General features: G+C 69.4%; 8 protein-coding genes. 5 read left to right on the top strand and 3 right to left on the bottom strand.

What is annotated here, in order from left to right; translation table 11 throughout:
- Window positions 1-17 precede the first annotated feature (17 nt).
- Both A7B18_RS15885 and A7B18_RS15890 read right to left on the bottom strand, forming a co-directional pair.
- A complete protein-coding gene (locus A7B18_RS15885) occupies window positions 18-266 on the bottom strand; it encodes a hypothetical protein (protein ID WP_102127686.1) in 249 nt (82 codons plus the stop codon).
- A 156-nt stretch (window positions 267-422) separates the two neighbouring features.
- The gene (locus A7B18_RS15890) at window positions 423-2,777 is read right to left on the bottom strand and encodes a carbohydrate-binding domain-containing protein (protein WP_180970193.1); all 2,355 of its coding nucleotides are present in this window, start codon (window positions 2,775-2,777) and stop codon (window positions 423-425) included.
- 854 nt (window positions 2,778-3,631) lie between these two features.
- On the opposite strand from A7B18_RS15890, the gene A7B18_RS15895 reads away from it, so the two are divergent.
- The 5 genes from A7B18_RS15895 (at window position 3,632) to A7B18_RS15915 (ending at window position 9,458) form a co-directional block, all read left to right on the top strand.
- On the top strand, window positions 3,632-4,807 hold the full coding sequence (locus A7B18_RS15895) for a glycosyltransferase (RefSeq protein ID WP_102127688.1): 1,176 nt from the start codon (window positions 3,632-3,634) through the stop codon (window positions 4,805-4,807).
- Between the two features lie 42 nt (window positions 4,808-4,849).
- Window positions 4,850-5,938, top strand: a complete 1,089-nt coding sequence (locus A7B18_RS15900; RefSeq protein WP_102127689.1) for a glycosyltransferase — start codon at window positions 4,850-4,852, stop codon at window positions 5,936-5,938.
- 214 nt (window positions 5,939-6,152) lie between these two features.
- On the top strand, window positions 6,153-7,118 hold the full coding sequence (locus A7B18_RS15905; RefSeq protein ID WP_102127690.1) for a tyrosine-type recombinase/integrase: 966 nt from the start codon (window positions 6,153-6,155) through the stop codon (window positions 7,116-7,118).
- A gap of 147 nt (window positions 7,119-7,265) precedes the next feature.
- Window positions 7,266-8,105: a nucleotidyltransferase domain-containing protein gene (locus tag A7B18_RS15910; RefSeq protein WP_102127691.1), complete on the top strand. Its 840-nt coding sequence runs from the start codon at window positions 7,266-7,268 to the stop codon at window positions 8,103-8,105.
- A 381-nt stretch (window positions 8,106-8,486) separates the two neighbouring features.
- Window positions 8,487-9,458 (top strand): carbohydrate-binding protein, encoded by a 972-nt coding sequence (locus tag A7B18_RS15915; protein WP_180970194.1) that lies wholly within the window; start codon window positions 8,487-8,489, stop codon window positions 9,456-9,458.
- A 788-nt stretch (window positions 9,459-10,246) separates the two neighbouring features.
- On the opposite strand, the gene A7B18_RS15920 is transcribed toward A7B18_RS15915, so the two are convergent.
- On the bottom strand, window positions 10,247-11,425 hold the full coding sequence (locus tag A7B18_RS15920) for a right-handed parallel beta-helix repeat-containing protein (protein ID WP_102127693.1): 1,179 nt from the start codon (window positions 11,423-11,425) through the stop codon (window positions 10,247-10,249).
- Window positions 11,426-11,531: the final 106 nt, after the last annotated feature.

Below are 11,531 nucleotides of genomic sequence, written 5' to 3' on the forward strand. Positions count from 1 at the left end.
GGGGAGCGGGGGCCCTCCTACCCGCCCTCGCCCAGCGCCGCCCCCGGGCTCCCGACGGGCTGGCCCCGGCCCTGGCGGTAGTAGTCGGCGACCGTCTCCAGGAATTGCCCCGGGTTGTAGGCGGCCCCCTCGTTCTCGGTGTAGGTCGCCTCCAGGGTCTCCACCAGGGTGTAGCGGCCCCCGTCTTCCACCACGGCGCGGGTGCGCTGCCCGGGGTCGTCCGAGGTGTGGATCACGAGGTCGCCGTGCCGGGTCTGCTTGAGCATGGGTCCAGCTTGCCGGGGGCCCCGGCGCAGGCGTGCGGGCCACCGCCCAATTTCAAGGCTTGACCAAGACCCGGCGGGGCCGCGGCGAACGGGAGTGAGCACGAACAACCCGCACCCTGGCGGTGGCCGGGGGGTGCGGGCGGGGAGGTGGGTCGTTCAGCGGCAGTTCGTGGGGACGTACGTGCCGAGGTTGCCCGAGCAGGTGTAGGAGACGTTGAGCACGCGCACCGGCTTCGGGGTGGCGGCGAAGTCGTTGCTCGTGAAGACGTTGCCCGTGTTCGCGCTCGCCTCCGAGTACACCCCGGCGTCGGGGCTCGTCCACAGGTTGCCCTGGAAGGTGTTTCTGGCCGCGCCCGTGAGCAGGATGGTGTTGATCCCGGCGCCGCCCGACAGCGTGTTGGAGAGCAGGCGGTTGCCGGTGGAGTTCGGCTGCACCACCACGACGTGCTGCCCGGCGCGGGTCAGGGTGTTTTTCTGCACCACGCTGTCTTGCGCGTTCAGCCGCAGGGTCACGTAGGCGTTGTCGATGACGTTGTTCTCGATGGTGATGTTGCGGGGAAGCGGGTTGGTCTTGTAGGGCTCCAGGTTGATCCCGTCCTCGTACCCGCTCGGCGGGCGCGCCCCCGCGGTGGCCAGGCCGTAGACCCCCTTGTAGGTGTTGCCGCGCACGGCGCCGCCGATCACCGAGGCCAGCTTGAACCCGCTCCCGCCGAGGTCGGGGGCCCCCACCGCGCCCTGCACGACGTTGTTCTCGATCACGCCGTTCGAGACGGTGGGCACGTTCCACTCCCGGTCTTGCAGGGCCATGATCTTGATCCCGTCCATGCGGTAGCCCTGGACCGTGTTGCCCCGGTAGACGACGTTGCTCGCTCCCTCGGTCTTTGTGGCGGTGTTGGCGATCTGCCGCACGGTGTTGCCCTCGATCAGGAAGTCGTTTCCGCCGGTGCCCATGATGCCGATCCCGCGGCTGTTCGAGGTGGTCGAGCCCGTGAGCAGGCCCGTGACCGTGTTGTTCCGGTAGGTCTGGAAGGTCGAGCCGTTCGCCCAGATGCCGTGGGCACCCATCTTGGAGACGGCGCTGTTCTGGACGGTGACGCGGGTGGACGCCAGGATGTCCACGCCCACCCCGGAGACCTCGGAAACCGTCACACCGTCCACGAGCACGTCAGAGCCGCCCTGGATGCGCAGCCCGTCTTGCCACCACGCGGCGAGGAGGTTCCCGCCGTCCTTGCCGCGCAGCGTCAGCCCGCTCACCTTCACGTTCCGCGGGGTGTCGAGCAGCAGCAGCGCCGCCGTGTCGGGCGTGCTGGACTTGGCGACAATCGTCGCGCCCGTCCCCGAGAGCGTGACGCCGCTGAGCCCTCTGAAGTTGACCTGGTTCGAGATCAGGTACGTCCCTGGGGAGAAGAACAGGGCCTTCTTGCTGTCGGCGGCCCGCTGGAGCGCCGCCGTGTCGTCGGCCACGCCGTCGCCCTTCGCGCCGAAGGTCTTCACGTCCACCGCGTCGGCGGGAGCGGTCGGGGTGGGCGACGGCGAGGGCGTCGGGGCCGGGGCCAGCGTCGGCGCGGGTTCGGACACCGGGGCGGGCGCGCTGCCCGGCGTGACGGTCAGGAAGTCGACGTACACGTTGCGGTCGTTCGGCAGGCCGCCGCCGTACAGGTCGTTCTTGAACAGCACCTCCACCCGGTCGCCGGGAGCGAGGGCCAGCGAGCCCAGCGCAAAGGATTTCAGGGTCGTCGTGTTGTTGGTGATCGGCGTCACCGACGTCTGCACGCCGTTCTTGAATACGGTGAGCGCCGCGTCCCCCTGGTAGTAGGTCTCGCGGGCCTGCACCGAGAGCGCGTAGGTGCCCGCCGCGAGGTCGCCCGGCACGGTCCACGCCAGCCCGTTGTTCTGGTCGAGGATGGCCGCGTAGGCGCCCCCCGACGCGGCGGGATCGTCCCGGTAGACGCGGGCTCCCCCCGTGACCACGCTCTCGGCCTCGACCTTGCGCGTCGACGTCGACGTGGGAGTGCTCGCGCTCGTCGCCGGGTCGAGGATCAGGTAGTCCACGACGGCGTTGCGGTCGGTGGAGGACGTGCCGCCGTAGGCGTCGTTGGTGAACACGACGTCCAGCGAGTCGCCCGGCTTGAGCGCGTAGGTCCCGAAGGTGGACGTCGCGTACGTCGCCGAGGCGAGTTCCTGGGTGCCCAGCCCCGTGGTGCCCAGCCGGAGCGCCACGACGGGGTTTCCGTTGTAGCTCTGCCCGCGCCCCCGCACCCGCACCGTGTAGCTGCCCGCCGCCAGCGTGCTGGGCACGGTGAAGCGCACCGCGCTGTTCGTCGAGTGCAGCATCATCGCCTTGCCGCCGCTCGCCGCCGCGTCGTCGAAGACGTATCCGTTCGTGACGCCGCCGTCCTCGACATTCGCCTGCGGGGAGAGCCCCTCCGTCACGGCGCTTCCCGCCTCCGCCTCCAGTTGCAGGCTGCTCGGCCCCTGCACCGCCGGGGGGGTACTTCCACACCCCACCATCAACGCAAGTGTCGTGAAGGTCAAGAACCCTTGAACGAAAAGTGAAGGCTTCTTAATGGCGCTCATGACTGTGGACGATACATGAGCGTTTTACCCGCCTCTATTAGCTTCCCCACAGGAAAACATTAAGGACATGAGGTACTGCACAGCGGCAATTTGTAAGAAAGCTGTGACGGCAATGCGCGAAATCAGCCACGAATTGTCGTCGTTGTCAGAGTCTTGTCAGACTTGGAATTCAAGCGAATCAATGAAAAGAGTGCGTCTGGCTCTTGCTCGAATGCAGACGTGTCGGCATGAACGGTGAGGCTCAGGCATAAGGGGAAGACGATGTGATGCGTGCGTTCGAACCCGGTCGTCCGACGCTCGCAAGGTCAGGTCCTGCCCTGGCAGGGGCGAAGTGGAGAGCCGAGAGGGGTGCCGACTGGACTTCTGACACAACTCTCTCCCTTTACACTTCCCGGGAAGGCCCCAGGCTCGCCCCGACACCGCGCTCTCCGCTCGCCAAGAAGTGTGTCGGGAAAGACGTTTTCCGCGTGAGCCGAGGGAGGGGAGAGGACCCAGGGGCGTCGGTGGCTTCAGTCCGCTCTTGCCCGCGGGTTGAAGTGGACGGGGACGGGGTTGCCCTTCCGAGGGGTGCACAACCGTTGATCAGGCACTGGACAGCGGTTGTGCATCGGGGGTGACCTTTCTATCCGGCGGCAAAAGCACAACACTGCGGGCAAGCCCGGTTGTTCCTGGGGCCTGCCCCTACCTGTTGCAGGTCGGCGCGGCCCTTCCCGAGGCGGGTCCGGAGTCCGGTCCTCGGCCCCGCAGGAGAATCCCATGAACGATGCCCTTCCCGTCAGGAACAGTCCATGACCCGCCCGCTCCGGCTGATGGCCGTCTTGCCCGGCCTCGCGCCCGGAGGGGCCGAGGTCCAGCTCGCGCAACTGCTGCACGGGCTGCCGCGCGAGGAGTTCGAGTGTGAACTCGTCACGCTCTTCAGCGCCCGGCTCGACCCCGAACTCGAACGCCGCCTGAACGTGCGCGCGCTCCCCCTGCGTGACCTCGCGGTGGCCCCCATGCGCGACGAGGAGCAGGGCGCCCTGCACGCGGCGCGCAACCTGCGGCGGGCCCGGCCTCTGCTCGCGGCGCGCATCCGCGAGTTCCGGCCCGATATCGTCTACACCCGTCTTTGGTACGCCGGGCTGACGGTGGCGAGCCTGCCGCGCCGGGGCCGCTTTCTTCACGTCGCCAACGAGGAAAACGCCCTCGACAACCTCGACGACCGGGGACAGGCCAAGCGGCTGCTGCGCCGCTACGTGGTCGCGCAGGCCGACGCCTGGGTCGTGCCCACCCGCGGCCTCTTCGACGAGTTCGTCCGGGGGGGAGCGCGGGCGGGGCGCGGCACGGTGGTGTACAACTCTACCGCCATCCCGCCGCTGCCCGCCCCTCGCGCCGCCTCGGCCCCGGCCCGGTTCGCGGCGATGGGCCGCCTCGTGCCCGGCAAGGGCTTCGACCGCCTGCTCCAGGCCGCCGAGCGGGCGAGGCGTGCCGGGGCCAACTTCCGGGTGGACGTGGCCGGGGAGGGCCCCGAGCGCCGATCCCTGGAGACCCTCGCCCGCGCACTCGGCGTGGAGGACGTGGTGCGCTTCGTGGGCTACGTGCCCGACCCGCACGCGTTTCTCGCCGAACACGACGCCTTTTTGCTCACCTCCCGGGCGGAGGGCTTCGCCAACGTGCTCGTGGAGGCGATGGCGTGCGGGCTGCCCGTCGTGGCGATGGACATCCGCTACGGGCCCAACGAGATCGTCGTTCCCGGGGAGACGGGTTTCCTCGTGCCCGACGGGGACCTCGCGGGCTTCGCGGCCCGCTTGAGCGAACTCGCCGCCGACCCGGCGCTGCGCGCTCGCCTGGGCCGCGCCGGGCGGGCCCGGGCCGAGGCCGTCTTCTCCACCGGGCGGATGGTCGCGCAGTTCCAAGACGTGTTCTTTCGCGCGGCGGGACGTCCCCGCCAGGAGGAGCGGACCCATGTGCAGCATTCCTGGTAGGGAAGACCGGAGAGCACCCGGGGCCCAGGCGGGGGGCCGGGCATGACCTCCCCCCGGGTCCTGTGGGTCACGACCGCCGCGCGGGGCGGCATCGCCGGGTACGTCTCCGCGCTGCGGGCCACCCCGCTGTTCACCCGCTGGCGGGTCGAACCCGTCGTGACCCACGACGACGGCCCCGCCCGGCGGCGGCTCGCCCTTTTCGCGTCGGGCGCGGGCCGACTCGTCTGGCGCTGCGCCACCACCCGCCCGCGCCTCGTGCACCTGCACTCCGCCGCGTACGGCAGCTTCGCGCGCAAGGGGCTGCTGCTGTGGGTGGCCAGTCTCGTCTTCCGCCTCCCCACGGTGCTGCACCTGCACGCCGGGGAGTTCGCCGACTTCTACGCCCGCTGCCCGCGCCCCCTGCGTCCCCTCGTGCGTGCCACCCTGACCCGCGCCGACCGGGTGGTGACCCTCTCGCCCTCCCTGGCGCGCGCCGTCTCGGCCATCGCGCCCGGCGCCCGGGTCACCTCCATTCCCAACGGCGTGGCGGTCGGCCCCGCGCCGCGCCGCCCCGAACGCCCGCCCCGGGTCCTGTTCCTGGGCCTCTTGATCGAGCGCAAGAATCCCCTCGGCCTGCTGCGCGCCTGGGCTGGGATCACGCGCCCCCCGGGAGCGCGGCTCCTGCTGGCCGGAGACGGCCCCCAGCGGCCCGCCGTGGAGGCCCTCGTCCGTGACCTCGGCCTCTCGGAGAGCGTGGACCTCCTCGGCTGGGTAGACGCCGCTCGAAGCGCCCGCTTGTTGGAAGAGGCCGACGTGCTCGTGCTCCCCTCCTTCTTCGAGGGCCAGCCCCTCGCCCTGATGGAGGGCATGGCGCGCGGTGTCGCCATCGTCACCACCGCGGTGGGAGGCATCCCCGACATGATCGAGGACGGCGTGAGTGGCCGCCTGGTGCCCCCCGGAGACGAGCCCGCCCTCGCCCGGGCCCTCGGCGCGGTGCTCGCCGACCCCGAGCTGCGCCGACACCTGGGTGACGCCGCCTACGCGCGCGCCCGGCAGGAATTCAACATCGAGCACACCTGGCGGCGCCTGGACGCCCTGTACCGCGAACTCGCCCCTCAGGTCGGCCACCGCGACCCGGTGGAGGGCACCTAAGACGGGGGCGGGCATCCCAGGCGCTTCGGAGTGCCCGACCCCTCGTGGTTCTCCGGGGCGTGCAGCCGGGTAGGCGCCCCTGAAGGTGCCCGCGCGCTCGCCGCGTCGGGCAGCCTGTCTTTTCACGCTAATCTATCTTAGTGCGAAAATCGGGCCATACCTTCTGCCGGTCACCCCACCTCGCCCCACCCCACGTTCGGGAGAACGGCGCCCCGTGACCCTCGTCCGTGTCCAGGGTGAGCTGGCGCTGGCCGGGCTCTCTGATCAGGCGCTGCGGGTGCGGGCCGTGGAGGCGGCGGCGCTCTACGACGGGGAGGCCCTCGCCGCCGTCACCCGCGCGTATATGCTGACGGCCAGCCGCAAGGGCGCCCGCACCAGCCGCAAGACGCTGGACGCCTACGCCCTCGCCGTGCGCGACTTCGTGCCGTGGGCGCGCGAGAACGGGGTGCAGCTCCTGCGCCCGGGACGGCGCGACGGTGGCCGGTACGTCGCCTGGCTCCAGACGCGGGCGTCGCAGGGCAATGGCAGGGCGGGCCGTCTTTCCGCCGCCACCGTCGCGCAGTACGTCGCCGGGACGCGGGCGCTGTACCGGGCGCTGCGCTGGGCCGGGGCCACGGACGCCCAGCCCTTCGAGAACGCGCACGTTCCCCCCGACCCCACCCCCGGCATCGTCCGCAACCCGCCGTACGGGCCGGAGGTGGACGCGGCCCTCACGCACTGCGAGCCCCGGCTGGCCGCGCTGCTCCTCCTGTGCGCCCACGCGGGGCTGCGGGTCGGCGAGGCGCTGGGGCTGCTCGGCGGGGACTTCTCTCCCAGCGCCTCCCAGCCCAACCGGGTCACCGTCCGGGGCAAGGGCGGGCGGGTGCGGACCGTGCCCCTGGGACGGCGGGTGCGGGCGGCGCTCGCCGCGCTGCCCCCCGCCGCGCCGGACGCCCGCCTCTTCGAGTGGAATTACGCTCAGGCGACCTACCGCATGGGCAAGGCCTTTCGCGCCGCCGGACACGGGGACGTGTGGCGGGGCTTCCACGCGGCCCGCAAGCACTCGGGCACCCGGCTGTACCGGGCCACAAAGGATTTCACCCGGGTCGGCCTCTTCCTGGGCCACGCCTCGGTGGACACCACCCGCCGCTACGTCGCCGTGCCCGAGGACGACGTGATGGGCGAGGTCGAGGACTTCTAGGGCGGCGCTCCATCACGTTGTCGCATGTGTCAGGCGCCAACGTAACGAAGCGCCGCCCTTTGTTCGCCACTCGCTCTGCTCGGAAAGGTTGCCGCTTTCTGGCAACCTTTCTGCGATTTTCCCTGGTTCGGGAGAGAATGGGGGTCGATGAGCACCGACGACCGCGCCCAGCAGATCGCCGCCGAGTACGCCGCCCTTCCGGAGGTCCTCGCCGTCGCGCTGGGGGGCTCCCGCGCCGCCGGGAACCGGGACGGACATTCCGACCTCGACCTGTACGTCTACAGCCGGGAGGAGGTGCCCGTCGCCGCCCGCCGCGCCGTCGCCGAGCGCCGGGGCAGCCGCGCCGAGGTGGACAACCGCTGGTGGGAACCCGGCGACGAGTGGCTGGAGCGAGGAGACGGCCTGCACGTCGACGTGATGTTCCGCCGCGCCGCCGACTTCGACGCCCACCTCACCGCCCTGTTGGAGCGGCATGAGGCGAGGCTGGGCTACACGACGGCGCTGTGGCACAACCTCCGCACCTGCGAGGTCCTCTTCGACCGGGAGGGCTGGCTCGCGGATCTCAAATGGCGGGCCGACCAGCCCTACCCGGACGGACTGGCGCGGGCGATCATCGCCCTGAACTTTCCCCTCCTGCGCGGGGCCTTCGGCGCGTACCCGAATCAGATCGCGCTCGCCGTGCGGCGGGGGGACCTCGTGGCCGTCAATCACCGCCTGACGGAGTTTCTCGCCTCGTATTTCGACGTGCTCTTCGCCCTGAACCGCACGCCGCACCCCGGCGAGAAGCGTCTGCTCACCCTCGCGGCCGGGTTGCCGCTCGTGCCCGAGGACTTCACGGGGCAGGTCGAGCGGCTCCTCGCCCTCACGCCGCAGACGCTCGGTGAGGTGCCGGGCCGGGTCGAGGCCCTCGTGGACCCCCTCGTCGGGCTGCTGGAGGTGCGCGGGGAACTTCCGGCGCCACCGGAGAAGACCCTCCCCATGCCTTGAGGGGTGGGGGTGAGAGGGCCGTGTGAGGAAAGCTTGGATCAGGGGCTGGCGCGGGAGAGCCGAGGGACCCACGCGCCGACCCTTGGCCGATGAGCCCCTTCCGGTCCTGTGCTGAGCGCCGCGTCTCCAGCACGGCGTTTCCAGTTCTGCCGATGCTCCGGACGGCATTGTGGGAAAAAGGCGCTGGAGCACTCCCGCCCAAACTATTCTTACAGTCTAGGAACATAGACTCGGTGCCTGTGCCTGGCGAACTTGCGCGGAGAGTCCGAGGCCGCACGGCAGCGTTATAGGTCCTGTTCAGGCACTGGACGCCCCATGAAATGAATTCAAGGAGGCCATATGTTGCAGGGAGGACGCTGGAGGGGGAGAGGAGTTCTGCCGTTGCTGTGGTGTCTGGCTCTCTCGCCTGGTCTTGCCGCTGTCCCGTCGCCCGCCCCGTTTCAGCTCAGTCGGCTTGAACAGCGGCCCGCCAACATCTCGATCTCGCCGGGTTACATCACGCTGCTCGATTTCCCGGCTGATGTCACCAAGGTCGTGAGCGGCAACGGCCTGCTGTTGAGGAACGAGGTCATCGGCAACCGGGTGGTCCTCTCGGCGGCCAAGACGGCGGGGCAGACCGACCTGCTGGTCACCACCGGCGGACGCGTCGCCATGTTCGTCGTGCAGATCGACGGGCAGGGGCAGGCGCCCCGGCGCTACGCCGTCGTTCAGGACGTCCCCGCTGCTCAGACCCCCGCCCCCCCGTCCCGCCCCGTCGCCGCCCGGGTGCCTGTTCGCCCGACGATGGTACCGGCTCAACCTGTTCGTCCGGCGGCGGTGGTGTCAGCCCAACCTGCTCGTCCGGCGGCGGTAGTGCCGGCCCAGCCTGTTCGCCCAGTGGCGGTGGCGCCGGTCACGGGTCCCGCCGAAGTCGCCAGCCTGCTCGGGCGCTATGAGGCGGAACGGGCCGTGTTGTACCGGGCGCGGGTCGTTCCCTCGAGTACGGCGGAGGGCGGACAGCATGTGGGGTACATCAACTCCGTCGACAGTCGGGTGACGTTCCCCTCCGTACGTGCGCCCAGCAACGGCACCTATACCCTCCGGATCAGGTATGCCAACGGCAGCCCGGAAACAGCGATTCAACCCCTCTGGGTCAATGAGGTCAGCACGTCGTCGGTTCGGTATCCGGTCACGGGCGGCTGGGAAAGGTACGCCAACGTCGACGTGCAGGTCGTGCTGCGCGCCGGCGTGAATACGCTGCGCTTCGGCAAAGAACGCAGGGGAGTGAATCTGGACGTCCTCGAACTCTGGGGTCTGGCGACCGGTGTCGCCGTGAGTCCGCCCGCACCGGTCCCCCCGGCGAGACTCCCCTAAGGACGTGGCCGGCTTCCCCGGGCAGGAACAACTGCCCCCGCGCGTCACCCGGCTCAGGGGACGGACGAGGCCCGATTCGCCCACGAAATTCAAGTTTTGACGGTCGGCAAGGATTCCCGCTCGAATGCCCCGACTCTTCATGACTTGAGTGCCCAGTCGCAAAGAGCAGAGAGGAAACGTGGTCGGCCCGTGGCCCTGAGCGACGGTTGCCGACGCTGGCGTTTCGGCGGGAGGACCAGACCTTCGCGCCCCCGGAGGCCGACTGGGTGTCCATCAACCCACCGTGCGCCGTCCGGAGGAGCTGTGGACGACAGGAGCGACAGGAGCGGCCTGTTCGGGCTGGATGCTCCGTGCCGCGGTCAGCCTGGAGCGGCCAGTCCCCGTGACGTCGGTGGCGGCAGTGCTTCTGGTCGGCAAAGGCGCTCCACGTGGTGCGGCACAGCGTCCGGCGGGTGGCGGTCCCCCACGGACGGCGGGAATGGAGCCGCCTCGAGCCCGGTCTCCGTGCTATTCAGCACGCGCCGGGCCGGTACCGGGCGGTCTCACCCCGCCTGCCCTGGAGCCCCGGGAGGAGCTGGTCTCCCCAGGGCCCCACGCTCACGACAGTCTGTCGCGGTCACTCGCTCCGTCCGTCTCTCATGTCCCATGATCTGAAGGGTGCTCCTCGAAATCGTGTGGTCACCGCTGTGAAGACGCTCCTCGCCCATAACCTCGGTCGTCTCCCGCGGATCATGGATCGTCCAACACTTCCCGGCCATTGCCGGCGAGGAAAGAGGGGGGCTGCCTGCCTATCTGAGGTGCAGGTGAAGCGCGCCGCGCGAAGTGTTGGCGCCGACGTCGATGCTCGCCGCGTCCGCCGAGCTGAGGCCCAGCCGCACGGCGGCAGCGATATCAGCCGGGAGGGCGTCCCCGCCCCTGGCTGCCGGGGAGCCCGAAACGAGGCGGTAGTTTCCGGCGGACGCGTTCACGAACAAAGCTCCCCTGGCGACGTTATCCAGGGCCAACCCGTTCGGCTCGCGACCGATCACGTCCTGAAAACCGCCCGCCTGCGTCAGCCTGGCAAAGGAGCGTGTGCAGCCCGCCGTGCCCGCGACGGGAGCCCAGTGGATCAGGGTGGCGGGGTCGCCCGCATTGCTGCGGTGGTAGACGTTGAAGTTCAGGGTGTCGAACAACGGGGTCTGGTCGGTGCAGGCGTCGAACTTGCTCGCCTTCAAGGTCGTGCCCCCGGTGGGATCGGAGAACAGGTTGTTCTTGGCGATGGTGTTGGTCACCGGCAGAACTCGGGTCCCCTCTTCCCCTCCACCTCTCCGGTCACCCTTGTTCACGATCAAATTCGTGTCGTTGCCGACCAGGGTGTTGTTCCAGATTCTGGCGTCGTTGGAGTTGGAGATCTGAATTCCCGCCCCGGCGCCGCTGATGACGTTGCTGGCGATGATGGCGCCCCTGGGGCCACCCGGGGAAATTTCAAGGTGAATGCCAGCGTTGCTGCCCACCCCCCTGACCGTATTGCGGACGATGGTGGGGTGAACCACACCTCCGTCCATCCAGATGGCGTGGCCCCAGTTGCCTTCGAGAACATTGTCGTAGATTTCGACATTCTCGGAATCAGTCAACTTTATTCCCGACGCGCTCCAGGTGGCCGCGAAGCGTTCAAAACTGTTGTTCCCGGTAAACTGGTTGCCGTCGAAAACGCTGCCAGTCGTCTGGCCGCCTCTCAACCCCAACATGCCGTTGCGAACGAACGAGTTGCCCTTCACAGTCGCGTTGGTCCCGCCGTAGCCGCCCCTGATTCTCACGCCGCTGATGGCATTCCAGGAAAACGTGTTGTTTTCGAGGGTGACGTTGGGTCCCTCCAACTTTAAGCCCTCCCCGGCGTAGTGCGCGAAGCCGATGCCGCGAATCCTGGTGCCCTCTGCGGCCTTATTGATATGGAGGCCGCGCTCATACTCAGGAGTTGCACCTCGCATAGCGCAGTGAATAGCCGTGCTGGCGGAGAAATTCCGAGTTTCTGCTGAACGTCAGGAGCAGGCGGTTCAAATGAACGTCTGGCATGACCGTCATCAGTGCCAGAGC

The sequence above is a fragment of the Deinococcus planocerae genome (genome assembly GCF_002869765.1).
Lineage (GTDB): Bacteria > Deinococcota > Deinococci > Deinococcales > Deinococcaceae > Deinococcus > Deinococcus planocerae.